We start from the raw sequence: 25766 nt of genomic DNA on the forward strand, positions 1-25766 counted from the left end.
GCTAGGCGCTCCTCCGGCGAAAGAAATCAGCGATCACGCTGACAACGCGTTCCTGCTCCAAGTCTTTGAGCTGCGGGAAGATGGGAAGGGCCAGCACTTCGCGCGCCGCGCGTTCGCTTTCGGGAAAGTCACCCTGCTGGTAGCCGAGCGAGGCGAGTGCCTTCTGCTGGTGCAGCCCAAGCGGGTAGTAGACCTCGCTCCCGACGCCCTGCTCGGCGAGGTATGCGCGCAGCTCATCCCGCCTGGGCACGCGAACAACATACTGATGAAAGACGTGATGGGCGCGCGGATCGGTCCACGGCAGGACAATTCCGGATTCGGGATACGGCCCCGGCTCTGCGAGGTCGGCTTGCTCGAACAGTTCAGCGTAGCGTGCGGCAAGGGCGCGGCGGCGCCCGTTCCAGCGCTCCACGTGGCGCAGCTTGACCAGCAGGACCGCTGCCTGCAACGTATCCAGCCGGCTGTTCCAGCCCACCTCGTCGTGGTGGTAGCGCACCTTCATGCCATGCGCGCGGAGGCTGCGCGCTCGCTCGGCCACCGCGGCGTTGCTGGTTGTGACCATCCCGGCATCGCCCGCCGCGCTGAGATTCTTGGTGGGGTAGAAGCTAAAGGCCGCTGAAGTGCCGAGGGCGCCTGCCCGGGTGCCGAGCCACGCTGCACCGAACGCCTGCGCCGCGTCCTCCACTAGCACGCACTCGTGAGCGCGGGCAATATCGGTCAGCGCACTCCAGTCGGCACATTGTCCGTAGAGGTGAACCGGCAGCACCGCCCGGCAGCGCCCGTGGTTGAGAGCCTCGGCGAACGCCGTGGGCGCCAGGTTGAAGCTGCGCGGATCGATGTCCGCGAGTACCGGAAGGGCTCCCGTGCGCAGGATGGCGCTGGCGGTTGCAAAGAAGGAAAACGCAGTGGTGACGACTCGGTCCCCAGGGCCGACGCCCGCGCCTGCCAGGGCCAGCCAGAGGGCGTCCGTGCCGGAGCCGCAGCCGACTGCTTCGCTGGTTCCACAGGCCCGGGCAGCAGCTTGTTCAAAGGCCGTGACCTCGGGGCCGAGCACAAAGCGCTGGCTGCGGAAGACGGCCTCCACCGCGCTGAGTAGCTCGGGGCCAATCTCTGCGTATTCGCGGGCGAAATCCAGCAGCGGAACCGCTTTCCTGGCCTCCGGCTCCCGATTTGCCGCCGTCATGGTACCGTGGTGCTCCAGGCTCACGGTAGAAGGTTATCACCGCAACCACAACCATCAATCCTGCATCCGAGTGACGTGTCTGGAGAGGCTGCACCGGGTGTCGGAACGCATTACTTGGGTACGTTCGCAACACTTGGGATGGACTCCTTCGGTTAGTCCCCATCCCCCTGATTCATACAGCGGCAGCGTTTTGGGCGCTGGCGCGGATTGTGCTGTAAAGAGACATAGCCTCACGGCGCGGAGATCGGCACCATGGACAGCAAGCCGGCACAGAACATTCAGGACACCTTCCTGAACACCGTTCGCAAAGACAAGACCCCGATCACGATCTACCTCGTCAGCGGCGTGAAGCTGACAGGCCGGATCCGCTCATTCGACAAGTATTCGGTCCTGCTCGAGAACAACAGCCAGGAGCAGTTGATCTTCAAGCACGCCATCTCCACCGTGGTGAGCAATCGCGCCGTGATGCACGACCACCGTTTGGGTCATCCCCCCGCCGGTGTGTCGCATCCGCAGGCGACGCCACTGCGGCAGGAGGCGGAATCCTAGCGCTTTCGCGGCACACACTCCTTCCAAACGCATGAATCGTGCGGCAACGACCGATCCGGCGCGCGGCAACCGATGCGTCCTGGTCTCTGTTGAGTTCGCAGGCCGACGGCGCGGTGTGTCTCGCGCTGCAGCAGCAGCACGCGCCGCCGCGCAGTCTTCTGCTGATCTCGAAGAGACAACCGATGTGCCCGATGCGGCGCACAGCAGCGGCAACACTCGGGCGCCGCGCATTGCTGCGTCACACTTTGATTTCGAAGCCGCGCGCGAGGAGTTCCGCGAACTGGTGGTCAGCGCCGGCGGCGATGTGGTCGCCGAGATTACGCAGCGGCGCCTAGAACCAGACGCGGCCACGCTGATCGGCAAGGGCAAGATCACGGAGGTAGCCGCGGTGACTGCCTCGAGCAACGCGGATGTCGTGCTCTTCGATCAGGATCTGTCACCGACACAGCTACGCAATCTCGAAGCCGAGCTTCCGGCGCGGGTAGTCGACCGCACGCAGCTCATCCTGGACATCTTCGCCCGGCACGCCCGCACCCGCGAGGGCCATCTGCAGGTGGAGCTGGCGCAGCTTGAATACATGCTGCCGCGGCTGGCCGGCCGGGGCGCGGCCATGTCGCAGACGGGCGGCGGTATCGGGACGCGGGGTCCGGGTGAAACGAAGCTCGAGACCGACCGCCGGCGGATTCAGCGTCGCCTGGTGCAACTGCGTCAGGATCTCGAGGGCGTCCGCCGGGTCCGCGGCCAGCAGCGCCAGCGGCGCGAGGCAGTGCCGGTGCCGACCATCGCGCTGGTCGGTTACACGAACGCCGGCAAGAGCACGCTATTCAATCGGCTGACGCATGCCGATGTACTCGAGTCGGCGCGCATGTTCGCGACGCTTGACCCCAAGCTGAAGGCGATCACGCTGCCGTCTCGCCGCAAAATTCTGCTCTCCGACACGGTGGGTTTCATTCGTGATCTACCGCACACGCTGGTGACCTCGTTCCGGGCGACGCTCGAAGAGGTACAGAAGGCCGAGGTGCTGATCCACGTCGAGGATGCGGCGAGCCCCATGCGTGAAGAGCGCAGCCGCGAGGTGGAGCGCGTCCTTGCCGAACTCGATGTGCGCGAGCGGCGGCAATTGCAGGCGCTCAACAAAGCGGACCTGCTGACGGAGGAGGAGCGCGCCGGGCTTTCTGGCCGGCCGGACGCCTTGCTGCTCTCAGCCCGCACTGGCGAAGGACTGGACCGCTTGCTGGCCGAGATGGATGCCGCGCTGTCTGCAGATCCGCTGATCACGCGTTCGCTCACTGTGCCGCAGAGCGAGGGCGGCGTGCTGGCCGCACTCGGGGCCGGCGCCCGCATCGCGGAACGACGCTTCGTCGACAGCGAAGTCGCCATGGTGGTTGAAGGGCCGGCGTCGCTGCTGGGCCGCTATCGCCGGTTCTGGGATGAGAACAGGCACAAGGAGAACGCTGTGGACCCGGAAGCGCACGGATCCTAGTCGAGCCTGCGCATGGTGTTGTTTGTACCGGATGGGCAGGGGAGGAGAAGCGGTGGTACGTCCCCTCTACCCTGCATCCAGCAGACCCGGCTCGGGTCGAGATGTGTTTAGTTTACCCCGCTGAAACTCCTGGTCAACCCGGGAATCGGGATAACCGGTATCATATTCACAGACACTTCACACGTTGCTGAAAGTGAGCAGTTTTCGGCGATCCTGCTTGGTTTGACACCCCAAAATCGCCTCTGTTAGAACCGTACTTTCCGGACCTTTTCGCCGCCATCTCCCATCCTGATGGATGGCACCCTCGGGGACTGCATTGGACCTTATCCTTCAACAACTGGGCGATCTCTTTCTGCGTTCTGTGCCCACGGTTGTGCTGTTTCTGCTGCTTCTGGTGGCCTACCGCGTGCTGGTCTACGCACCGCTCGAGCGAGTGCTGCGCGAACGTCGGGAGCGCACCACGGGCGCCGTGGCCAAGGCAGAGGCCGCCATCCGCGCAGCCGATGTTCGCTCGCAGGAGTACGAAGCCAAGCTGCGCGCCGCCCGCGCCGAGATCTTCCGCGCCCGCGAGCAGCGCATGCAAGTTTTGCAGCGTGAGCGGGAGCGCATTCTCGAAGAGGCGAGGCATGCCTCGCATGACACCGTGCGCGTGGCTCGCCAGCGACTCGAGTCCGAAGCTGTAACGGCTCGTACCTCCCTCGAGAGCAGAGCCGACGCGCTCGCGTCCGAGATTCTCCGCGCCATCGTGCCCTCAGCGGCCGGCGTGGCCACTGCGCCGGGGAGCCGGTACTGATGCAAAGTTCGTCACTGCGGCTGCGCGCCGCCCTCTCTTCGGCTGTCCTCGTTCCGGCAGTCCTCGGCCTCGCCCTGTATGCGACCGCGGCGATGCCGCGCTCTCTCCATGCGCAGTCTGCACCTGCGGCCCAGTCTGCACCTGCCCAGTCGAGCGGCGACCAGAAGATCTTCATCGACAGTAAGACTGCCTCGTCGCAGAACCTGGCCAAAGCCGAGCAGGAAGACGAGGAATACGTCTTCAAGCACTCGGGATCGGTACGTGCGTTCGCCCGCATCTTCCACCTGTCGCCGGAGACGGCTTCGGTCGTGTTCTGGGCCTTCAATGCACTGCTGCTGATCGGGTTTGTGGCCTACTTCCTGCTGAAGGCGCTGCCGTCTGCCTTTCGCAGCCGCCGCGAGCGGCTGGAGCGGCAGATTGTCGAAGCACGCACCGCGACGGATCAGGCCAACGCGCGGCTGAAGGTTGTGGAAGAGCGCCTCGGCCGGCTGGACACCGAAATTGCTGCCGTGCGCGAGCAGGCGGAGCGCGAGAGCGCGCAGGACGAGGTTCGGCTGCGCGCGACGCTCGAAGAAGAGCGCCAGAAGATTGTCGCCTCGGCCGAGCAGGAGATCACTGCTGCCGGCGCCGTCGCTGAGCGGCAACTGCGGCGCTTCGCTGCGGGGCTTGCGGTCGATCGCGCGACTGCGCGACTGAACCTGACCGAGGGCGATGATCGCGCGCTGATTCAGGACTTCGCCGCGAGCCTGGGCGGCAGCCCCGATGGGCGCGGAGGGCGGAACTAGATGGCCAACTTTGCTGCCCGCTACGCACGCGCGCTGGCCGACGTGGTGCTTGAAAATCGTGTGCCGACCGATCAGGTCAATAACCAGCTCAATGATCTGCTTGCGACGCTCGACGAGAGCGCCGATCTGCGGCAGGCGCTCTTTAATCCGGCTCTGCCGGTGCCGGTGCGTGTTCGCGTGATCGACGCGCTGGCGCCTCGTCTAGGCCTGAGCCGCGAGGTACGCAACTTCGTGGCAGTGCTGGTGCAGCATGACCGCATCACGTCGATCCAGGACATCGTCACCGAGTACCGCGCCGAGATGGATCGCCGGCAGGGAATCTCCGAGGTCGAGATTGTCTCTGCGCGGCGGCTGGATGTGGATGAGCGGCAGCAGATGGAGCAGCAGGTGGGCCGGCTAGCCGGTACACGCGTGCGCGCTCGCTTCCGCGAGGACAAGGCGCTGATCGGCGGCGCGGTGGTGCGCATTGGCAGCACTATCTATGACGGGTCCGTACGCGGCCGGCTCGATCGCATGAAGCAGGAGTTGATGGCGGGCTAGTCGCAACACGTCACCGCCATTACGACAGATTTGCAGGAGCCGGCACAAAGGCCGGTACTGAAAGACAGAGAGACAGGGAATGGCTCAGATCAAGGCAGACGAAATCACACAGCTCCTGCGTGAGCAGATCCAGAACTACGACACGGAAATGCACGTCGACGAGGTGGGCACCATCATCTCGCTCGGTGACGGCATCGCCCGCATCCACGGCCTCGAAAAGGTGATGGCGGGTGAGCTGATCGAATTCCCGCACGGTGTCGCCGGGTTGGCGATGAACCTGGACGAGAGCGAAGTCGGCGCGGTGCTGCTCGGTGACTACACAGAGCTGCGCGAAGGCGACCAGGTCAAGCGCTCGGGACGCATCATGAGTGTCGGCGTCGGCAAGTCACTGATCGGCCGCGTCGTGAACGCGCTCGGCCAGCCCATTGACGACAAGGGTCCGATCACCGGCACGGAAGACTACCCGGTCGAGCGTCTCGCTCCCGGTGTGGTCGACCGCCAGCCTGTGCGTGAGCCGATGGCGACCGGCATCAAGGCGATTGACAGCATGATCCCGATCGGCCGCGGCCAGCGCGAGCTGATCATCGGCGACCGCCAGACGGGGAAGACGGCCGTGCTGCTCGACACGATCATCAACAATGCGAAGAACAACCTGATCTGCATCTACTGCGCGATCGGGCAGAAGCGTTCGTCGGTCGCGCAGGTGGTCAAGACGCTCGAAGAGTACGGCGCGATGGCCTACACCATCGTCGTTGCCGCGACTGCGTCCGAGCCCGCGCCGATGCAGTACATCGCTCCGTACGCTGCGACCGCCATCGGCGAATACTTCCGCGACAACGGCATGCACGCGCTGGTGATCTACGACGACCTGTCGAAGCATGCGACCGCTTACCGCGAAATTTCGCTGCTGCTGCGGCGTCCCCCGGGCCGCGAAGCGTATCCCGGCGATGTGTTCTATCTCCACTCGCGACTGCTCGAGCGCTCGGCCAAGATGAGCGACGCGCGCGGTGGTGGCTCACTGACCGCACTGCCTGTCATTGAGACCCAGGCCGGCGACGTTTCGGCTTACATTCCGACGAACGTGATCTCGATCACTGACGGCCAGATCTATCTCGAGACTGACCTGTTCAACTCGGGCGTGCGTCCGGCGGTGAACGTCGGCCTCTCGGTCAGCCGTGTCGGCGGGGCCGCGCAGATCAAGGCGATGCGCCAGGTGGCGGGCACGCTGAAGCTGGATCTCGCGCAGTATCGCGAGCTCGCAGCTTTCGCGCAGTTCGGCTCCGATCTCGACAAGGTGACGCAGAACCAGCTCAACCGCGGTGTGCGCCTGACCGAACTGCTGAAGCAGCCGCAGTTCTCGCCGCTGCCGACCGAGAAGCAGATTGCGCTCATCTTTGCCGGCACGAATGGCTTCCTTGACGACCTCAAGGTGGAAGACATCCGCGCTTTCGAGGTGGGCTTGTACAAGTATCTCGACTCGGCACAGTCGCAGTTGCTGAAGGACATCATCGAGAAGAAGACGCTTGACGACGATCTGAAGGGACGACTGAAGGGGGCGCTCGAGGAGTACAAGCGCAACTTCGTGGCCGAGCACCAGGATGCAAAGCTGAAGAGCTCGGCTGTTCAGCCGCTCGATCCGCGGGAGCAGCGCAAGGTCGACGCGGAGAAGCAGCAGAAGGAAGTCGTGGCGAAGGCCTAACCAGCGATGGCGAACGTACTTGACCTGAAACGCCGCATTCGCAGTGTGCGGAACACGCGGCAGATCACCAAGGCCATGAAGATGGTCTCCGCGGCCAAGCTGCGCCGCGCGCAGGAGCGCGCGATGGCGGCGCGGCCGTACGCGACCATGATGGCGAGCGTGATCCGCTCGCTGATGCGGCGCATCGATGTCTACGATCCCGCCACGGGCGAGCTGCGTCATCCGCTGCTTGTGCCGCGCGAAGAGAAGAACGTGCTGCTGCTCGTCATCTCCGGCGATAAGGGCTTTGCGGGCGCGTTCAACTCGAACATCGCGAAGGCCGCGTTGCGCTTCGTCGTGACCGAGAGCGAAGCCGAGCACCGCACGGTGGACGTCGAGACGGTGGGCCGTAAAGCGCGCGACCTCTTTCGTCGTCGTTATCCCGCGGCCCGCATCACGGAAGGACCAGCAGATGGTGCTCCGAGCGAGGCCGAGACGCAGGCCATGGATGTGGCGCTGATCCGTCAACGCGCCGAGCGCAACGCTTCGATCGAAGTCACAGCGGACTACCAGGGACTGCTCGACAAGCTGCGCTTCGAGCCGGTCGCCACGATTGGCGAGAGCCTGGTCGAGCGCTACGTCTCGGGCGAGATCGATGCTGCCTACGTCGTCTACAACGAGTTCCGCTCGGTGATTGCGCAGCGCGTCGTTGTCGAGAAGCTGCTGCCACTGGCGGAGCCCGGGCAGCAGGATGTCGCGCAGTCGGACGAACTCTCGCGTGAGGAGCGTGAGCGCGCGGGCGAAGCAGCCCTGAGCGCGGGCATCAGCCTGACTGAGCCCGACACCGAGCAAGCGGACGCCGAAGCGAAGCAGTTCGGCACTGCCGACGTCGACTACATCTACGAGCAGCGGCCGGAAGAGATGCTGCGCAGCCTGCTGCCGCGTTATATCGCGACGCAGATTTACCGCGGGCTGCTCGAATCCGTTGCGTCCGAGCACGCAGCGCGCATGACGGCCATGGACGCGGCCTCCAACAACGCCTCCGACATGATCGACTCGCTCACGCTGACCATGAATCGCGTGCGCCAGGCGGCCATCACGAAGGAAATCATTGAGATTGTGAGCGGCGCGGCCGCTCTGTAAGGACAGGTATGGCACAGATGAATGACACGCACTCCTCCGCCGTGCACGGCATGGGCGAGGGGCAGGATCAGGGCGCGGGCTACCAGGGCTCGAAGATGGCCGCCGGCAAAGAGAACATCGGCAAGGTGGTCCAGATCTCCGGGCCCGCCGTTGACGTGCAATTTAACGAACGCACGATGCCGTCCATCTACCAGGCGCTGCGCGTGGTCAGCGAAGGCTTCAACGTGCCCTCGCCGATCAACGTCATCCTCGAAGTGCAGCAGCACATCGGCGAAGGCCGCGTGCGCTGCGTCGCGATGGAGTCGACGGAAGGCATGGTGCGCGGCATGCGCGTCATCGACCTGGGCGGTCCCATCACCGTGCCGGTCGGTATCCCGACACTCGGTCGCGTGCTCAATGTGATCGGCATGCCGGTCGACGAACTGGGCCCGGTCAACGCGACGGAGATGCGCCCCATCCACCGCAGCGCGCCTGCCTTCGACGAGCAGTCCACATCGGAGGAGATGTTCGAGACCGGTGTCAAGGTCATTGACCTGATCCAGCCCTTCCTCAAGGGCGGCAAAATCGGCCTGTTCGGGGGCGCCGGGGTGGGCAAGACCGTCGTCATTCAGGAGCTGATCAACAACGTCGCTTCCAAGCACGGCGGCGTCTCGGTGTTTGCCGGCGTTGGCGAGCGCACCCGTGAGGGCACCGACCTGCTGCTCGAGTTCCAGGAGTCAGGCGTCATCGACACGAAGAACCGGGAGAAGTCGAAGGCCGCGCTGGTCTATGGCCAGATGACTGAGCCGCCAGGCGCACGTCTGCGCGTTGCGCTCACCGGCCTCACCATCGCGGAGTATTTCCGCGACGAGCAGGGTGCAGACACGCTGCTGTTCATCGACAACATCTTCCGCTTCACGCAGGCCGGCTCTGAAGTCTCGACGCTACTGGGCCGCATGCCTTCTGCCGTGGGCTACCAGCCGAACCTTGCGACCGAGATGGGTGAGCTGCAGGAGCGCATCACCTCGACCAAGCGGGGCTCGGTCACATCGGTGCAGGCCATCTACGTGCCCGCTGACGATCTCACGGATCCGGCGCCAGCCACCGCCTTCGCTCACCTCGATGCGACGACTGTGCTGTCGCGTCCGCTGTCGGAGCTCGGCATCTACCCTGCCGTCGATCCGCTGGCCTCGACCTCCCGCATCCTGACGCCGCGTGTCGTCGGCCAGGAGCACTACGATGTCGCGCAGGGCGTAAAGCGCATTTTGCAGCGTTACAAGGACCTGCAGGACATCATCGCCATCCTCGGCATCGACGAACTCTCGGAAGAGGACAAGCTGACCGTGCAGCGCGCTCGCAAGGTGCAGCGCTTCCTGTCGCAGCCCTTCCACGTTGCTGAGGTCTTTACTGGCTCGCCGGGCAAGTACGTGAAGGTCGAGGACACGGTCCGTTCCTTCAAGGAGATCATTGACGGCAAGCACGACAGCATCCCGGAGCAGGCCTTCTACATGAAGGGCTCGATTGATGATGTGCTGGAAGCGGCCGAGAAGCTGCAGGGAGTAAACGCCTAAGCCATGGCCGATCAACTGCAAGTGCGGCTGGTGACGCCCGATCGCGAGCTGGTCAACACGACTGCGGACGCGGTTGAGCTGCCCGGCCGCACCGGCTACCTCGAAGTCCTGTATGGGGCGGCTCCGCTGCTCACCGAACTAGGCACCGGCGTGGTGACAATTCACGGCGCAGCTGCCGGGCAGGACCGGTTTTACGTCGCGTGGGGCTTCGCCGAGGTGCTGCCGAATCGCGTCACCATCCTGGCCGAGTCCGCGGAGCGCCCGGAAGAGATCGACACGGCGGCCGCACAGCAGGAGATGGATCGCGGCCAGCAGATGTGGAATCAAGCAGGCGAGAACGCATCTCAATATGAGCGGGCCAACGCTGTCATGCACGACGCACAGTCGCGGCTGGATGCAAAGGGCGGCGCGCGTTAGCCAGGCGAACTCTACACTGCATCGAGCGAAGGACGTATTGCTGAATACCTCTGACATCATCATTGCTCTCGACCAACGGATCGAAGAGCTGCGCGCGGCTCGCGCACTGCTCGCGGACAGCGCCTGGTTGCGCTCTACTCCCGCCTCCCGGCGGACGAAGCAGCGCGCGAGCCCTGTGGCTGCTCCGGTCGTCGCCCTTCCTGAGCCGGCGACCGTGACGGTGGTGCCTGCTCGAATGCCTCGCATGCGCGGCACACGGCGCAAGACAGCTCCGCTACCGCAAACTAGCGCGTTGAGCTCCCTCGTCCCGCAGGGGCCGGTGGCCGTATCGGCCGCGAGTGTGCAGGCCGCCAAGGCCCCTCCCGCCGCTCCTCCCGTCCAGAGCGCGTACGACTTCCTGCGCGGCTAGGAACCCCGGGTTCAGCCAGTACACCTCGGGTCTTCCCCGATCGCTGTGATCGATTCTGCTGCACCACTGCGACAGATCCACAGCATCACCCGAATTTGACAACAATCACTGTTGCTAATTACGCCTCTGGTCGAATACAAGGATGAGCAGCTCTTGGCCGCCGCCTGGCCGAGAGCACTTCCGCATTCCAGGAGCTCCCCCATGAGGCTTGTCCGCAACACAGCGCTGATGGCATTCACCATAGCCGCGTCTCTTCCGCTCGCCACTCTCTCCATGTCAGCCCAGACCGCTCAGCCGGCGAAGGAGACGCCGCACGGTCGCTATGCAGTCCTCGCTCCACGCATCACCCCGGAGCCGGCCACGGCACGCGTCACAGCAGCCTCGACTCTTTCCCTGCGAACATGGAACGGCTCCTTCGCATACGGCGGCAAGACGTACACGTACAACATGGTGGGCGCGGCGCCTTCGAGTAACAGCTCTGTGGCGATTCCCGTTTACATCATTCCCGTGAAGGTTGTGGTCAGTAACAACGGGGTGCGCAGCACGTTCGACGCCGAGCACGTGCTGTCGAACGGCAAGTCGGTTGTGGCAAACACGGTTGACTCTCCGCTCTTCACGTCCAGCATCAACTACACGGTCGGCTCCGCGAATGTGGGCACGACGCAGTACATCGATGCATACCAGAGGGCAAATTTCTGGGGCACTGTGAGCAGCCACACGAACTCCCACTTATTGCTGGACACGCCCACGGTGCTGGCGGAGCAGACGCTCACCGTGCCTACGAATTACGGAAAGACCGGCTCTCCCTTTGGGTTCACCGCTGGTCTCGTCGACATCAACTGGTTCGACGCACAACTACCAGGCATCATTGCGGCTAATGGCATCCAACCCAACGCCCTGCCGATCTTTCTGACCTATGACGTGTACCTGACGCAGAACGGAAGCTGCTGCATCGGCGGCTATCATTCGTCCGAGGGCAGCACCAGCAATCCTCAGTCTTACTCTCATGCCACATACATCGATCACAGCGGCGCGTTCGCTCAGGATGTGTCGGCGCTGTCTCATGAGCTGGGCGAATGGGCAGACGATCCGCTGACCGTGAACTACAACGGCAACGAGACGCCGTGCGGCATTCTCGAGAATGGTGACCCGCTCGAGAACACGGCCAACTACGGCGACTACGCGTATAGCCTGGGTGGCTTTACCTACCACTTGCAGGATCTGGCTTTCCTGCCCTACTTCGGCGCACCGGCCAGCACGTCAGCGAATGGCTGGTACAGCCTTCATCATGCGGCTCTTTCCGTGTGTTCGAACGGCTCCTAACAACGTTGAGGCAGCCTTAGCATTCAGCCCGCCCTACCTTCTGGCGGGCTGCATGCGTTTCGGCACCGTGCTATGGTTCAGAGCATCGCTGTCGCCACACTCGCGGAGTCACCACTCAGATGAGCTCAAGAGTCCTCACCATTCTGGCCGTTGCCGTTGCGGCTCTACCTGCTCTCCATGCGCAGGCCGCCGAGGGCACAGAAGAGTACGTGAAGGCGCATTACACCAAATACGAATACCGCATTCCAATGCGGGATGGAGTGCGCCTTTTCACGTCTGTTTATGTGCCGAAAGACCACGCGCAGGCATGGCCGATCCTGATGGATCGCACGCCGTATTCGGTGGCGCCCTATGGTGAAGATCAGTACAAGAAGGAGCTTGGGCCCTCGCGTGAGTTCGAGCGCGCCGGCTATATCTTCGTGTACCAGGATGTGCGCGGACGCTATATGTCGGAGGGCAAGTTCATCGAGATGACGCCGCACATCGACGACAAGAAGTCGAAGACGGATGTCGATGACAGCTCCGATATGAGCGACAGCGTCGATTGGCTGCTCGCGCATGTGCCGAACAACAATGGCAAAGTCGGTATCTGGGGTATCTCGTACCCAGGCTTCTATACGTCCGCCAGCATCGTCGATTCGAATCCCGCCATCAAGGCTGCGAGTCCTCAGGCGCCCATGACGAACCTCTTCGAAGGCGATGACGCGTACCACGGCGGAGCCTTCATGCTGGCTGCCAGCTTTGGTTTCTACGCCGGCTACTTCCGTCCTTTCGAGCATCCGATGACGCCGGCCGAGATGGGTCCGGTGCATCCGTTCGACATGGGAACTCCCAACGGTTACGAATTTTTTCTGCGCGCCACGCCGACCTCTGTGCTGAACACGCAGGCCTCGAACCCGCTGCTGACGGACCAGATCAACCACGACACCTTCGACAGCTACTGGAAGGCGCGGGATCTCTCGCAACATATGAAGAACGTCCACTGCGCCGTCATGACGGTGGGCGGCTGGTATGACGCCGAAGACCTGAGCGGTCCCTGGCGCACCTACCGCGCGATCGAGAAGGCCAACCCGGGCACACCCAACACCATCGTCGAAGGGCCATGGGTTCATGGCGGCTGGGCGCGCACGGATGGGGATCGCCTTGGGGACGTTGCGTTCGACGCAAAGACGGCTCAGTTCTTTCGCGAGCAGATCCAGTTTCCGTTTTTCGAGTACTACCTGAAGGGCAAGGGTGAGGCGCCGCCTGAGGCGTATATGTTCGAGACCGGCACGAATGTCTGGCGCAAGTATCCCAGTTGGCCCCCGCCGGCCGCGCAGACGAGGCATCTCTACTTTCATCCCGGCGGGCGGCTCTCGTTCGACGCTCCCACGCACGATGCGAAAGGCGCGGAGTATGACGAGTACGTGAGCGACCCGATGCACCCGGTTCCGTTCGTTGGCTATGTCACCGACACTGTGCCGCAGCGCTACATGGTGGACGATCAGCGCTTCGCGGCAACACGGCCCGATGTACTCGTCTACCAGACCGAGCCGCTGATCGAGGACGTCACGATCGCAGGACCGATCTCCCCAAAGCTTCGTATCTCCTCGAGTGGCACGGATTCTGATTTCGTGGTGAAGCTGATCGACGTGTACCCCGAGGACTACCCCGATGCCGAGGGGACGACCAGCGGCAACAAGCGGATCACTGGCGACGCGCCGCTGCACATGGGTGGCTACCAGGAGCTTCTGCGCGGTGAGCCGATGCGCGCGAAGTTCCGCAAGAGCTGGGAGACACCCGAAGCGCTGAAGCCGGGGCAGGCGACCGAGATCAACTTCGACATGCCGGACCTCGATCACACCTTCCGCAAAGGGCACCGCATCATGGTGCAGGTGCAGAGCTCGTGGTTTCCGCTGACCGATCGCAATCCGCAGACCTTCACCGATATTCCGCATGCCCGGCTGGAAGACTTCCAGAAGGCGACCGAGCGGGTCTATCACTCGGCCGCGGAGCCGAGTGGGGTGGAGCTGCTGGTTCTGCCACAGCCTTGACCATGGAAGCCCGATCGCCTTTGGCTTGAGCGCTTCGAGGGTGACGGGACCAGAGCGTAGCGGGTAGCATGGTCGCTTGGCCGCGAAGACCCGAAACCAGGGGCTGCGTCCCGAGTCGACATGAGCATTCGCACGCAACAGCGAGCCAATCCTGCGGCTGGCCCCGCGGTCAGCAATGGCCACCAGCCAGCGCCGGTGCGTGCTGCTGCGGTTGCTGCGGCAGCCGGGTGCACCGACCGCGGTCGCGTTCGTAGCGGCAACGAGGATTCCTTCGTCATGCATGCGGACTCTGGCGTGTTCGTGGTCTGCGACGGCATGGGCGGCGCCGCGGCGGGCGAGACAGCAAGCCGCCTGGCTGCGGATACCGCCGCCGCTGTGCTGGCCAAGTCAGGCGTTGGCGATGCCGGTCTGCGCGATGCAGTGCGGCAGGCGAACGTCACCGTGTATCAGCACGCACGACAGGACCGTCGTCTTGAAGGCATGGGCACCACGCTGGTGGCGCTCGCCGTGGACAGCACGCGGGCGTGGGTCGCGCATGTGGGGGACAGCCGCTGCTATCGCTGGCGCGGCGGAGTGCTGCAGCGGCTCACGCACGATCACTCGCTGGTGGAAGAGCAGATTCGCTTCGGCCGCATGACCCGCGAGCAGGCGCGCCGCTCACCCATGCAGAACGTGATCACGCGTGCCATCGGCACACGCGAAGAGGTGGTGCCCGACGTGCAGGAGCTGCCGCTTGAGCATGGGGACGTATTTCTCCTGGCGTCAGACGGACTGACACGCGAGCTCTCCGACCCCGCGCTGAGCGCGATCCTCGCCTCCGCGGGCCACGACCTCGAGGCCGCCTGCGATCGCATGATCGCTGCTGCGAATGCGGCAGGCGGTCGCGACAACATTACCTGCATCCTGGTCCGTACCACGGCTTAACGGCTAAGGCTTTGTGCTGCCTGAGCGCAGCGCGCGGTTCTGCGCAATGCAGTCTGTGTAAGCCTTCAGGAAGCGGCTGCTGAGCTGCCGATACTGCTCGATGGTCTGGAAGCGGCGCGTCAGCGGCTCCTGGTTCAGCAGATACACGCTCGTCGCGATGTGGCTCGCATCGTCGAACAGCAGGTAGAAGCCGAGCGTACCGCCCTGTAGCACGGTTCGATTGATCCCGCGCACCTCGAGTCCATGGAGTTCGTGCGGCAAGGTCGTGTCCGGCTGCATGTCGTGGCTGGAGGAGAGCAGAAACGCCAACTCATCGAGCAGGGTCTGCTTCTCTGCAGCCCAGCGGGTCGCCGGCAGCACCTCCGGCTTAACGTTCGCGAAGAAGTCGCCACCGAGCCCATACGCGAGCATGATGCGGCGGCCAGCCTCCATGTCGATCGATCTGGGACCGGCCTTGGTCTGGATCGTGCGCTGCTGCACTCCGTCGGGCAACGCGTCGATCTTCACCACGGCCAAACCGTCGTCGAAGGTGCAGGACTCGTAGTTGTGCAGGAGTGCGCTGTCTGCTGCCGCACCGGGGGTAGCCTGTGCGTGCGCGTGGTTTGGCAGAAGGAGCAGAAGAAGCAGGGCGGGAGAGACGCGCAGGCGAGGCATGGGCACGGGCAGTATACGGCGGCCGGTCAGCTAGAATCGCCCTGTGGCCAATGCAAGCGCTCTGACCTTTCAACAGCTCCTGTTCAATCTGCAGACATTCTGGGCTGCGCGCGGTTGCGTGCTGCAGCAGCCCTACGATGTGGAGGTCGGCGCCGGCACCATGTCGCCGGAGACATTTCTGCGCGTGCTCGGGCCGAAGCCGTTTTCCGTCGCGTATGCGCAGCCATCGCGGCGTCCTGCCGATGGCCGCTACGGCGAGAACCCGAATCGGCTGTTCAAGCACACGCAGTTCCAGGTGATCCTCAAGCCCCCGCCAGAGCGCGTGCAGGAGATCTATCTCGAGTCGCTCGCCGCCATGGGGATCGATCTGCGCGTGCATGATTTGAAGTTCGAGGAGGACAACTGGGAGTGGCCGGCAGGTGGCGCGTGGGGCGTGGGCTGGCAGGTGATGCTCGATGGACTTGAGGTCACGCAGTTCACGTATTTCCAGCAGTGCGGCGGCCTCGATCTCGATCCAATCTGCGCCGAACTCACATACGGTCTGGAACGCATAGCCGCCTTTCTGCAGGATGTGGATTCCATTTACGACATCGTGTGGGCGCGAGATCCGGCGACGGGACGCGCGATCACCTACGGCGAAGTGCGCTTGCAGGAAGAGGTGCAGTTCTCGACCTATAACTTCGAGCACGCGGACGTGGCCAAGCTGTGGGAGCACTTCCGCCTTTACGAGCAAGAATGTCAGGCGCTGCTGGCGCTGGTGCGCGACGACGAAGCCACGCGTCGCGAGCGGGATCGCGTCCCCGTGCTCGCGGCGTATGACCTGTGCCTGAAGTGCTCACACTTGTTCAACCTGCTCGATGCGCGGGGAGCCGTCAGCGTGACCGAGCGGGTCGGTATCATCGCGCGCATCCGCAACCTCACGGTCGGTGTCGCGCGCGCTTACGCGGCCGCACAGCGCACACCACAGGCTGCCTGAGCCTCGCACGCTGGTCGACGAAGGAAAGAGAACGATGCCAGAGTTTTTGTTGGAGATAGGGCTCGAGGAAATTCCTGCCCGCATGATCGACGCAGCGGAGCGCGAGCTGGCGCAGCGCGTGCGGGAGCTGCTCGGGGCTGAGCGGCTGCTCGAACCGGCAGCAGAACTCACCAGCTATGCCACCCCGCGGCGGCTTGCCGTCTGGGTGCGCGGCGTGCTCGCGCAGCAACCAGACGTAACTGAGCAACTCACCGGGCCGGCATGGAAGATCGCCTTTCGAAACGATCAGCCCACACCCGCGGCTGCGGCGTTCGCGAAGAAGGCTGGCGTATCGATCGAGCAGCTCGTGAGGCAGGCGACGGTCAAGGGTGAATACGTCTCCGCAACCGTGACCAGAGCCGGACGCCGTGCGGCGGACATTCTCGCCGAGCGCCTGCCCGCGGAACTCGCGAAGCTTTACTGGGCGAAGAGCATGTACTGGCGGCCGGGGAAGCCGGAGCGCTTCGTGCGCCCGGTGCGCTGGCTTCTCGCATTGCTCGATGGGGCCGTCGTGCCGGTCGAGTTCGGCGGCAAGAGCGCTGGTGCGGTGAGCTTCGGCCATCGCGTGCTGCACGGCGATGCGCCGGTGACCGTCACCTCTGGCGCAGAGTACGCCGTACAGCTCGAGCGAGCGTATGTGCTGGCCGACGTTGCAGCGCGGCGCGAGCGGATTCGCAAGACACTGGACCACGTCACGCGCAGCGTCGCTGGAGCACGCTGGCGCGAAGATGAGGCGCTGGTCGAGACGGTGACGCAACTCACGGAGTGGCCGTCGGTCGTGCTCGGCACCTTTGAGCGCGAGTACCTCGACCTGCCGGAAGAAGTGCTGGTGACCGTCATGCGCGATCACCAGAAGTACTTCGCTGTCGATGATGCGAGCGGACGTCTCGCCCCGCACTTCCTCGCGGTGCTGAACACTGAAGTGGACGAGGCGGGCGTGGCGATCATTCGCCACGGCAATGAGCGCGTGCTGCGCGCGCGCTTCAACGACGCGCGCTTCTTCTGGACAGTTGATCAGAAGACGCCGCTTGCCGACCGCGTCGAACTGCTGAAGGCGGTCACCTTCCAGAAAGACCTGGGCAGCTACTACGCGAAGGCGGAGGCGAATGGGCGGCTCGCGCATGCCCTGGCCGGGGCTGTCGCCGCGCGTGGAGTCGCGGTGGACGAGCCGGCGCTGGCGACGGCGGCGCGGCTGGCCAAGGCCGACCTCACCGCGGAGCTGGTGAAGGAGTTCACCGAGCTGCAGGGCGTCATTGGTGGGCTGTACGCACGCGCAGAGGGCCTGGGGGAGACGGTCGCACAGGCGATCTACTGGCAGTACCGGCCGGCAGCGGCCGACGATGCCATTCCGCCCACGGTCGAGGGACAACTGCTCGGACTGGCGGACCGCACGGCGACGATCGTGGACATGTTCGCGCTTGGGCTGGAGCCGACCGGGTCGAAGGATCCGTTCGCGCTGCGTCGCGCGGCGAACGGCGTGATCCGCATTCTGGCCGAGTCGTCGTTGCCGTTGACGCTGGGCGAACTGGAGCGGCTGGCGACCAGCCCGCAGCAGGATGCGCTGGCGGAGACGACGACCTCGGCGGTCGCTGGCTTCCTGCGCGAGCGGCTGGACTTCTACCTGCGCGAGGTGCTGGGGCTGCGCTACGACGTGACCAAGGCGGTGCTTGCGGCAGGAGCGGATGACGTGGCCGACGCGATCGCGCGCGCGCGTGCGCTGGCTGACGTCCGCGCGGCTGATACTGAAGGGAATCTGGAAGCGATCTCGGCTGCCTCGAAGCGGATCCAGAACATCCTGCGCCAGGCACGCGAGCGCGGCGAGCCATACGATACTGCGCCCGTGGCAGATGCGCTGCACGAGCCAGAGGAGCGCGAGCTGCACACGCGCCTCGCTGCGGTTGCGCCGGAGGTCGAGACGCTGGCTGCGGCGCGACAGTACGAGGAGGCGCTGCGCCGGATCGCGACGCTGCGTCCGTCCGTCGATGCGTTCTTCGACGAGGTGATGGTGATGGCTCCAGACGCTGCGGTGCGCCGCAACCGGCTGTCACTGATCGCGGAGGTGGCGCAGCGCTTTTCGCGCATTGCAGACTTCTCGGAGATCGTTCCAGGGATCGTCGCCGGCTGAGTTCGGCGTCCGCCTGTACAGGGCGGCGTTCGCGCGTATGATGGTCGGCCATGGGATCGACTACACGACGCCACTTCCTCGGCATGAGCGCGACGGCAGCGCTTGCTTCGGCTGTTCTTCCGCGCCTCTCATTCGCCTCGCCGTACGGGCTACCGCTCGGGCTGCAGCTCTACTCGGTCCGCGAGGAGCTGCCCAAGGATTACGCGGGCACACTCAAGGCGGTTGCTGCACTCGGCTACCGCGAAGTCGAGGCGGCCGGCTTCTTCGGCCACTCTGCGCCTGAGGTGAAACAGGCGCTGTCTGCTGCGGGCCTGCGCTGCGTCAGCGGACACTATCCGTGGCCGCAGCTCGATGGCAAGCTCGATGCGGTGATCGACTTCCACAAGCAGATCGGTGCGGAGTACATCGTCTGCGCGTACCCGGGCCACAAGCCCGGCAGTGCGTCCGGCGATCCGCACAGCTTCTCACTCGATGACTGGCGCTGGAATGCAGAGCAGTTCAACAAGGCAGGCGCGACGGTGAAGAAGGCCGGGCTGCGCTTCGGGTATCACAACCACACGCCGGAGTTTAAGAAGGAAGGCGGCGTGGTGCCGTACGACGAACTGCTGCGGCTGACCGATCCGAACCTGGTCACGTTCGAACTGGACTGCGGCTGGGTGATGGTCGGCGGCGCCGATCCGATCGCATACCTGAAGAAGTACCCGAACCGCATCTCGATGCTGCACGTGAAGGACTTCCAGAAGGGCGTCAATCCGCCGCACGCAGCGCAGCTGGGGGAGGGGATGATCGACTACAAGCCGATCTTCGCCGCTGTGAAGCCGGGGCAGATTCGCCACGCGTTCATCGAGCAGGAGGAGTTCGATGTTCCCTGGCAGCAGGCGCTGAAGACAGATGCGGCTTACATGAAGAAGCTCCAGGTGTGATGGTGCAGATGTGAAAAGAGCCGGCAGCCCTGATTGGGGCTGCCGGCTCTTTCTGTTGGCGCATGGCGCGGGAGGGCTAGAAGGGAATGTCGTCGTCGGTGATGCCCTGATCGCCGTAGTCGTCGTTGACCGGGGCCGGGGCGCGCTGGTCGTAGCCGCCGGAGCTGCTGCCGCTCGACTGACGGCTGCTGCCGCCGTAGCTGCCACCGCCACCGCCTTCACCTTCGCCGCGCCCGGAGAGCAGGACGAGCTCGTTGACCAGGATCTCGGTCCGGTAGACCTTTTTGCCGGTCTCCTTGTCGTCCCAGGAGCGGGTGGTGAGGCGTCCCTCGACGTAGATCTTGCTGCCCTTCTTGACGTAGTCACGCACGATCTCCGCGGTGCGGGCGAAGGCGGCGAGGTTGTGCCATTCGGTGCGGTCCTGCCACTCGCCGGCCTTGTCCTTGAACCGATCGGAGGTGGCGATCGTGAAGTTGGCGACGGCCTGACCGCTGGGGAGGAACTTGACCTCGGGATCCTTGCCGACGTTGCCGAGCAGGGTCACTCTGTTGACGCTCTTTGCCATGATTCTTGTCCTTCGCTGGGGCTAAACGACGAGGATAGCAGAGGGCGGCGCCCCACCCCTCCCCCCTCCGGCTCCCGGCTTTCTCGGCGTAACGATAGGTCGGCACAGCACTTAGCACCAGCGAGGACGCTAACTGTGGCTGTTCAGAGAGGTTAGCGGCAAAGATGTGCAAGCACTGAGGTTAGCGCTGCTGTTCAGTGTGCGGGAGGCACAGCAGAAAACGATCCTGATTCCATGCTAGAGGATTGGGTGGGGTGGTTACGCCAAGTTTCTGCGGCGCGGGCTGGGTCGCTGGTCTGTTTCGGGAACAGTGACGTATTCCCATCGAGCCAAGGGAGTCCTGCCTGTAGGATCAGGTCGGCCATGATCGAAGCGGAATACACCGTCTCCTACTCTGACTACAAAGCCGCGATGCGTTTGTTCACGCGGCACAGTACTCACTGCGCGATCCGGTGGGCGATTACCTTCCTGCTGCTCACACCGTTCTCCCTATTCACTTCGCTCATCTCCCTGTGGCCTCGCTTGATCGGTTCAGGGAGGCCCGGGCACCCACTCCATGCAGCTCTCAACATGGGCATCGCTTGCTTTTTCCCTTTGCTTTACCACTTGAGTTTGCGGCGAGGGTACCGCAACCTCTTCCTTCTGTCCGACTCGAAGCAGTTGCTCTTCCGTGCAGATCAGTCCGGGTTACTGTTCCACCTGGCGTCTAAAGCGGAGTCCCGCTACGAGTGGGGAGCAGTGAAGCGGTGGTACCAGAATAAGAATTGCCTCATCCTCTTCGTGAGTAAGGTTCACTTCCTCCTTCTTCCCCAACACGCATTGAGTGAATCGCAATGGAAAGAGTTCCGCGGCATGATCGCGGCGCATGTCTCACAGGGAGTGAAGTAAGGATCGGTCCGGGGCATCCATTGATCCGAATGTGCTCGTCGCCGGTGAAGTGGGTGAAGAGATATCTTGAGCACTGGCCTCGTTCACCCACCCCACACGCGACTTCCTAGCGGACTTCAGCCCTTCGTGTTGCCCTGCGTCAGTTCAGCGAGAACCTCGGCGACCTTGTCGAGTATCTGGTTCCAGCCCTCGAGCTGTCCGCTCTCCTTTGCGCTCTCCATGGGTTCATTGCCGATGAAGGTAAGCTTCGTCTTCCCGTTGCCCAGGTCCTCGAACAGGGTGACGTCATTCGCATCGGCGATCGCCTCATGCTCTATGCCATAGTCCGCGGCGTCGACCTTGTTTCCCTGCGCGTCGGCGAAGTACATCGAGGACACGATCTTTTCGTGCGGAACGATCTCGTGGTATTCGCCAGCATTCCAGAACTCCTGCCCATCCGGGGATCGCATGCAGAGGAGGAACTTGCCGCCGACGCGGAAGTCCATCTTGCAGACGGGCACGGTGAAGCCCTTCGGCCCCCACCACTGCATTGCATACTTCGGTTCTGTCCACGCCTTCCAAACCAGTTCGCGTGGAGCGTCAAAGATCCGGGTGATCACCATCCGCTCTGTTTCACTTACCGTGCTGTTTGCCATGCTTCTCCTCCGCCTTTTTCATTTCGTTCACGACCACTTCCAGCTTGTCGAGACTTTCTTCCCAGAACCGGCGATAGCTGAAGGCCCAATCACTGACTGTCTTGATCGCCTCCGGCCGGAGTGTGCAGACACTCTCGCGTCCACGCCTGGTCTTTGTCACAATCCGCGCCCGCACCAGATAAGCGATGTGTTTCGAGATCATCTGCTGCGAGAGGGCAAACGGTTCTGTCAATCCATGCACGGAGGCAGGCCCCTGGGAGAGCCGTTCGATCATTGCCCGTCGAGTGGGATCGGAGAGAGCCGCAAATGTTGTGTTCAACTGATCCACAACCACATGGTAGTGAATTAGTGCGAGATGTCAAGGAGGAATTGCGATGCCGAAGTCACGTCCGGAGTGTCCGTGGCAGAGCGCGGCGGGAAGGGCAGTGCCTGAAGAAAAAGCCCCACGCCGACGAGGCGTGGGGCTTGTGATCTGCGTTGCCGTGTTCGTTTACTGGCGTGAGCGCATGTAGTTGCTGCTGTTCGAGCGCAGGCTGACGTCGCTTGCGGTGCGGAAGCGAAGGACTGTTTCCGCGGGGATGTCGAGCGACTTGCCGCGGGTCAGGGTCTGTGCGCCGGCTCCGGCTGCGCCGCCGGCCAGTGCGCCGATGGCTGCGCCCTTGCCCCCGCCGGCGAGTGCTCCGATCAGGGTGCCGGCCACTGCGCCGCCGCCGACGTACTTGCCGGTGCGCTTATTGGCGCCGACGCCGTCCTTGCGGCTGCCCGACTCACTCACTGACTCGCTCGAGACGCGATAGCGGTGGCCATTCACGGTGACGGAGTCGAGATCGAGCGTCATGTCATTGCCGCTGCTTTTGGACGGCACGGAGACGAGGCGCAACTCTGCGCGCGAGCCCTTGGGGATGGCGACGCGGCCGTTCTGGTCGAGCACTTCGTTAGCCACGGTGCCGGTGTAGCTCTCGCCGACGCGGCCGGCTTCCTTCACGTTGATGGCCTGATCGGTGCGCACCTGGATCTCGGTGCCGGCGGAGACGTAATCCGCGGTCTGAGAGCGAGCGGAGCGCGAAGAGCGGGCGGTGGTGGTGCCCGTGTCATCGCTCTGGGCCAGCAGCGCTGGTCCGTTCAGCATGAGTAGTACCGCGACCCCGGGAAGAAGTGTCTTCAGCTTCATCGTGAAAGCCTCCTATGTCCTGTTGAGGGATGTCTGCCAGCGGCTGCGAGATGGCTGGCGACGGACGGGCTAGCGCGCGGCGACCTGCTGGCGGGGCACGGTGGCCGCCTGGCGCAGGACGGCGGCCGCGGCCTGCTCGAGGGTGGGCGCATCGGGCTCGCGGGTGAAGCGGGAGCGCTCATCGTCCTGCTGGAGCGAGACGCTGTGGAAGAGCAGCGCGTTGCCATCGAGGTGAACGCGGATGGCGGTGAGCTGCCAGAGATTATCGCCAACGGGCTGCTGCTCGAGCGCGAAGGAGCTGCCCTGCTTGAGCCGGCCGAGCAGGCCGCCGCCGAAGGTGACGTCATGGATGAGGTGGCCGTTCATGGACCGGATGCGATAGCTGGCGTTGTCGGCGACGAGGTCGCCGGTCATGCCGGCGAAGACGCGCGCGTCGCGGGTGGGCGGGTGGAACTTCGGGTCGGGCTCGAAGTGCAGTGTAGTGCTGGTCTCGGTGGCGGCGGTGCGGGTCCAGAGGAAGGCCTGCGGCAGCAGCTTGAGGAGGTCATCGACCTGCTGGAGGTCGTGCTTGTTCTCGGCGATCTCCTTGTTCTGGGCGCGGGTGTCGTGAAGAAAGCGCTGGATCTCGGCCTGCTGCTCGGCTTCGGAGAGGGTGCGTCCATCGCGCTCGAGCACGCGGCAGACGCTGCCGTGGGGCGTCGCGGCCACCCACTGCACGATGTGCTCGTGGGGCTTGCGATTGTCCTGGAAGTAGAGCCACTCGGAGTGGTCGGCGGCGTTGGCGGCGCGCTCGGTATCGACGACCTTCTGGACGGTCTGAAGTGGTGTCTGGGCGAGGGCAGCGGCGGGCAAGAGGAGCAGCAGAGCTGCAAGGCAGAGACGGGGTGTGGGCATGCGAAGGCTCCTCGACAGGGAGCCGGAAGGATGCATGGAACCGAGCAGTCCGGCTGCCTGGCTGGGCTTTCGATGCCGGCAGGCAGGTGGCGGGCTGCACGAATTTCGAAGGGGATGGCGCCCGGTGCCCGGACGCGTTTGAGCGTCCGGGCCGGACGGGGGAGGGGCTACTGCTTGTGGTAGTCCTGGTTGCCGTGGTCGAGGTTGCCAGCCACGCTCAGGATGGTCTGCGAGTTGGGACCGGTGATGACGTAGGAGGCGTAGTCGTGGATGCCCGGCTCGCCCGCATCGGTGAAGACGAAGCTGATGTGGTAGCCGGTGTTGCCGTTGTACTCGCCTGTACCGGAGCCGATGATCTCGGGCACGCCGGCGGAGTTGATGAAGCAATAGGCGGAGGTGAGGCTGGTGAGGTGGAAGCGATCGCCGCCAAAGTTGATCTCGAGCCGGTTGGGCGTGACGGAGGCGTCGCAGTGCAGCTCGAAGCCATGGGTGACGCGCTCGCCAGAGTTGGTGAAGATGCTGCCACCGCCGGTCCAGCGACCGCTCAGCTCAGTCAGGACGCTGTTGACGAAGTGGACGTAGGTGCTCTGCTCACCGAGGACTTCCACGCGCGCGGAGCGCTGAGGGAAGGTCCATGTGGCGAGGCTGTTGCTGGGCGCGGCCCAGACGCTGGTGAGCACGGTGCCGGGGGCGTCGTCTTCGCTGACGGTGTAGGTGAGGTTGGGACCGTTCGCGACGAAGGTGCAGCCGCCGACCGGGACAGAGACGACGACGGTGGAGGCGAGGTGGCCGCCGCTGACATGGAAGGTGAAGAGTCGGCCGGCGAGGGCGGTGCTGGGCGAGGCGTCCTTGCAGACGTAGAGCGAGTGCGCGTGCAGCAGAGGCGTGCACAGGGCGAGCAGGAGCGCGAGAGCGAGGCCGGCGCGGAGAGAGAGTTGACGAAGAATCACGGGAGGTGCCTCCTACGAAGGCGTTTCGAAACGGAAACGCAGCGAGAGCCGGGGATGTTGGGGGGAACGAAGGGCCCGGGTCGTCGAGGGAGGAGGGGTGAAGCGCGACCCTGCAGCTAGGATGGCTGCGCACCTGTGGGTTGGCACGGAATTTTATCGATATACCGGCGGGGAACCGGTGAGCGCGTGAGCGCTGGCGCTGCTAGCGGCTGAGGCGTTTGTTGCGGAGGTACTTCGCGCCACCAAGCAGCAGCAGCATGGAGCCGAAGGGCAGGCACATCATGGCGACGATGAGCGAGAGCCAGCCGGGGCTGGTGTGGGGGCCATGCTCGCCGACGCCGCCGAAGACGAAGCGCGTGGCTGCGGCGGCGAGGATGCCGACCAGCAGGACCCAGAATGCGGCCTGGAGGAGCTGACGGGTGCCGTCGTCGGGGAGCGGCGCGCCACCGCCGGGGGAGGGCGGGTTGCCGAGGTTGCGTGGCTCGGTGGGCATCGGCTTGGTGGGCATGGACTGCGTGGGCATTTGGGTCGGCGATTCGGGCAGGGGCGTGAGGGGCATCGCGGTTATCCGTGCCAGCCGGCGAGCATCGCGTAGACGACGACGCCGGTGACGGAGACGTAGAGCCAGATCGGGTAGGTCCAGCGGGCGATCCTGCGGTGGGTGGCGAAGCGGCCGCTGAGCGCGAAAAAGAAAGTGATGAGCACCAGCGGCAGAGCGACGACGGAGAGCAGGATGTGGCTGATGAGGATGACGATGTAGGTCATCCAGACGGCGTTGTGGGGGCCGGGGAAGCGCATCTCGCCGTGCAGGTAGTGGTTGGTGATGTAGCTGACCAGGAAGAGCGAGGAGAACGCGAAAGCCGAGAGCATGGCGGCACGGTGCGCGGCGATGCGGCGGCGGCGGATCAACATGTAACCGACGACGAGCGCAATCGCGCTGAGGCCGTTGAACAGCGCGTTGAGCGCGGGCAGGAAGCGGAGCTTGAGGCCGTAGGCATCGGGCGCGTGGTGGGCGTAGACCAGCCAGAAGAGAAACGCCGAAGCCAGCGCCGAGACGGCGAGGATGGCGCCGATGGCGATGGCGGCAGGGAAGCGGGCGGGCGTGTTGGCGGGTGCGATGGTGACGGTCATAGCGA

Annotated in this window: 27 protein-coding genes; 17 read left to right on the top strand and 10 right to left on the bottom strand. The window is 64.3% G+C overall.

The features are described 5' to 3' along the window. Position 1: 1 nt before the first annotated feature. Positions 2-1183, bottom strand: coding sequence for a DegT/DnrJ/EryC1/StrS family aminotransferase (locus tag AC5IJH_RS06720; RefSeq protein ID WP_491902039.1), 1182 nt, complete (start codon positions 1181-1183; stop codon positions 2-4). Between the two features lie 252 nt (positions 1184-1435). Between AC5IJH_RS06720 and hfq the strand changes: the two genes are divergently transcribed. The 13 genes from hfq to AC5IJH_RS06785 all read left to right on the top strand — a co-directional run bounded on the left by hfq (position 1436) and on the right by AC5IJH_RS06785 (position 14810). Then, a complete protein-coding gene (gene hfq / locus AC5IJH_RS06725) occupies positions 1436-1732 on the top strand; it encodes an RNA chaperone Hfq (RefSeq protein WP_491902040.1) in 297 nt (98 codons plus the stop codon). Between the two features lie 31 nt (positions 1733-1763). Next, positions 1764-3215 (top strand): GTPase HflX, encoded by a 1452-nt coding sequence (gene hflX / locus AC5IJH_RS06730; RefSeq protein WP_491902041.1) that lies wholly within the window; start codon positions 1764-1766, stop codon positions 3213-3215. Between the two features lie 316 nt (positions 3216-3531). Next, positions 3532-4008 (top strand): F0F1 ATP synthase subunit B family protein, encoded by a 477-nt coding sequence (locus AC5IJH_RS06735; RefSeq protein ID WP_491902042.1) that lies wholly within the window; start codon positions 3532-3534, stop codon positions 4006-4008. After that, positions 4008-4793, top strand: coding sequence for a F0F1 ATP synthase subunit B (locus tag AC5IJH_RS06740; RefSeq protein WP_491902043.1), 786 nt, complete (start codon positions 4008-4010; stop codon positions 4791-4793). The genes AC5IJH_RS06735 and AC5IJH_RS06740 overlap by 1 nt, the downstream gene beginning before the upstream one ends. Beyond that, the gene (gene atpH, locus AC5IJH_RS06745; protein WP_491902044.1) at positions 4794-5333 is read left to right on the top strand and encodes an ATP synthase F1 subunit delta; all 540 of its coding nucleotides are present in this window, start codon (positions 4794-4796) and stop codon (positions 5331-5333) included. A gap of 79 nt (positions 5334-5412) precedes the next feature. Then, positions 5413-7032, top strand: a complete 1620-nt coding sequence (atpA, locus tag AC5IJH_RS06750) for a F0F1 ATP synthase subunit alpha (protein ID WP_491902045.1) — start codon at positions 5413-5415, stop codon at positions 7030-7032. 6 nt (positions 7033-7038) lie between these two features. Beyond that, positions 7039-8154, top strand: coding sequence for a F0F1 ATP synthase subunit gamma (locus AC5IJH_RS06755; protein WP_491902046.1), 1116 nt, complete (start codon positions 7039-7041; stop codon positions 8152-8154). A gap of 95 nt (positions 8155-8249) precedes the next feature. After that, positions 8250-9704 (top strand): F0F1 ATP synthase subunit beta, encoded by a 1455-nt coding sequence (gene atpD, locus AC5IJH_RS06760; protein WP_491902084.1) that lies wholly within the window; start codon positions 8250-8252, stop codon positions 9702-9704. A gap of 3 nt (positions 9705-9707) precedes the next feature. Next, positions 9708-10121, top strand: coding sequence for an ATP synthase F1 subunit epsilon (atpC, locus tag AC5IJH_RS06765; RefSeq protein ID WP_491902047.1), 414 nt, complete (start codon positions 9708-9710; stop codon positions 10119-10121). A gap of 37 nt (positions 10122-10158) precedes the next feature. After that, entirely contained in the window at positions 10159-10530 is a 372-nt protein-coding gene (locus tag AC5IJH_RS06770) for a hypothetical protein (protein ID WP_491902048.1), read from the top strand. Positions 10531-10731: 201 nt separating this feature from the next. Next, positions 10732-11853 carry a hypothetical protein gene (locus tag AC5IJH_RS06775; RefSeq protein WP_491902049.1) on the top strand — a complete coding sequence of 374 codons (1122 nt, stop codon included), beginning with the start codon at positions 10732-10734 and terminating at the stop codon, positions 11851-11853. A gap of 119 nt (positions 11854-11972) precedes the next feature. Continuing rightward, entirely contained in the window at positions 11973-13886 is a 1914-nt protein-coding gene (locus tag AC5IJH_RS06780; protein WP_491902050.1) for a CocE/NonD family hydrolase, read from the top strand. 120 nt (positions 13887-14006) lie between these two features. Next, positions 14007-14810: a Stp1/IreP family PP2C-type Ser/Thr phosphatase gene (locus AC5IJH_RS06785; RefSeq protein WP_491902051.1), complete on the top strand. Its 804-nt coding sequence runs from the start codon at positions 14007-14009 to the stop codon at positions 14808-14810. 3 nt (positions 14811-14813) lie between these two features. Here the strand turns inward: AC5IJH_RS06785 and AC5IJH_RS06790 are convergent, their stop codons facing one another. Continuing rightward, a complete protein-coding gene (locus AC5IJH_RS06790) occupies positions 14814-15470 on the bottom strand; it encodes a hypothetical protein (protein WP_491902052.1) in 657 nt (218 codons plus the stop codon). A gap of 37 nt (positions 15471-15507) precedes the next feature. Here AC5IJH_RS06790 and AC5IJH_RS06795 point away from each other — a divergent pair, with 37 nt between their 5' ends. Genes AC5IJH_RS06795 through AC5IJH_RS06805 form a run of 3 tightly spaced genes read left to right on the top strand, consistent with a single transcriptional unit; the run spans position 15508 to position 19527 of the window. Beyond that, positions 15508-16440: a glycine--tRNA ligase subunit alpha gene (locus tag AC5IJH_RS06795; RefSeq protein WP_491902053.1), complete on the top strand. Its 933-nt coding sequence runs from the start codon at positions 15508-15510 to the stop codon at positions 16438-16440. 34 nt (positions 16441-16474) lie between these two features. Further along, positions 16475-18604: a glycine--tRNA ligase subunit beta gene (glyS, locus tag AC5IJH_RS06800; RefSeq protein WP_491902054.1), complete on the top strand. Its 2130-nt coding sequence runs from the start codon at positions 16475-16477 to the stop codon at positions 18602-18604. A gap of 50 nt (positions 18605-18654) precedes the next feature. Next, positions 18655-19527 (top strand): sugar phosphate isomerase/epimerase family protein, encoded by an 873-nt coding sequence (locus tag AC5IJH_RS06805; RefSeq protein ID WP_491902055.1) that lies wholly within the window; start codon positions 18655-18657, stop codon positions 19525-19527. Positions 19528-19603: 76 nt separating this feature from the next. On the opposite strand, the gene AC5IJH_RS06810 is transcribed toward AC5IJH_RS06805, so the two are convergent. After that, the gene (locus AC5IJH_RS06810) at positions 19604-20092 is read right to left on the bottom strand and encodes a single-stranded DNA-binding protein (RefSeq protein ID WP_491902056.1); all 489 of its coding nucleotides are present in this window, start codon (positions 20090-20092) and stop codon (positions 19604-19606) included. A 363-nt stretch (positions 20093-20455) separates the two neighbouring features. Between AC5IJH_RS06810 and AC5IJH_RS06815 the strand changes: the two genes are divergently transcribed. Continuing rightward, positions 20456-20980 (top strand): YcxB family protein, encoded by a 525-nt coding sequence (locus AC5IJH_RS06815; RefSeq protein ID WP_491902057.1) that lies wholly within the window; start codon positions 20456-20458, stop codon positions 20978-20980. 116 nt (positions 20981-21096) lie between these two features. Here AC5IJH_RS06815 and AC5IJH_RS06820 read toward each other — a convergent pair whose 3' ends face one another. The 7 genes from AC5IJH_RS06820 to AC5IJH_RS06850 all read right to left on the bottom strand — a co-directional run bounded on the left by AC5IJH_RS06820 (position 21097) and on the right by AC5IJH_RS06850 (position 25761). Then, positions 21097-21615, bottom strand: coding sequence for an SRPBCC family protein (locus tag AC5IJH_RS06820; RefSeq protein ID WP_491902058.1), 519 nt, complete (start codon positions 21613-21615; stop codon positions 21097-21099). Next, positions 21593-21949 carry an ArsR/SmtB family transcription factor gene (locus AC5IJH_RS06825; protein WP_491902059.1) on the bottom strand — a complete coding sequence of 119 codons (357 nt, stop codon included), beginning with the start codon at positions 21947-21949 and terminating at the stop codon, positions 21593-21595. The genes AC5IJH_RS06820 and AC5IJH_RS06825 overlap by 23 nt, the downstream gene beginning before the upstream one ends. Before the next feature lie 156 nt (positions 21950-22105). Next, positions 22106-22786 (bottom strand): hypothetical protein, encoded by a 681-nt coding sequence (locus tag AC5IJH_RS06830; RefSeq protein ID WP_491902060.1) that lies wholly within the window; start codon positions 22784-22786, stop codon positions 22106-22108. 69 nt (positions 22787-22855) lie between these two features. Then, positions 22856-23680: a hypothetical protein gene (locus AC5IJH_RS06835; protein WP_491902061.1), complete on the bottom strand. Its 825-nt coding sequence runs from the start codon at positions 23678-23680 to the stop codon at positions 22856-22858. 167 nt (positions 23681-23847) lie between these two features. After that, positions 23848-24630, bottom strand: coding sequence for a hypothetical protein (locus AC5IJH_RS06840; RefSeq protein WP_491902062.1), 783 nt, complete (start codon positions 24628-24630; stop codon positions 23848-23850). A 202-nt stretch (positions 24631-24832) separates the two neighbouring features. Next, positions 24833-25189 carry a hypothetical protein gene (locus tag AC5IJH_RS06845; RefSeq protein WP_491902063.1) on the bottom strand — a complete coding sequence of 119 codons (357 nt, stop codon included), beginning with the start codon at positions 25187-25189 and terminating at the stop codon, positions 24833-24835. 5 nt (positions 25190-25194) lie between these two features. Next, positions 25195-25761: a DUF420 domain-containing protein gene (locus AC5IJH_RS06850; protein ID WP_491902064.1), complete on the bottom strand. Its 567-nt coding sequence runs from the start codon at positions 25759-25761 to the stop codon at positions 25195-25197. Between the last annotated feature and the right edge of the window lie 5 nt (positions 25762-25766).

This window comes from Candidatus Dedyshia acidiphila, from assembly GCF_051025295.1.
Lineage (GTDB): Bacteria > Acidobacteriota > Terriglobia > Terriglobales > Acidobacteriaceae > KBS-83.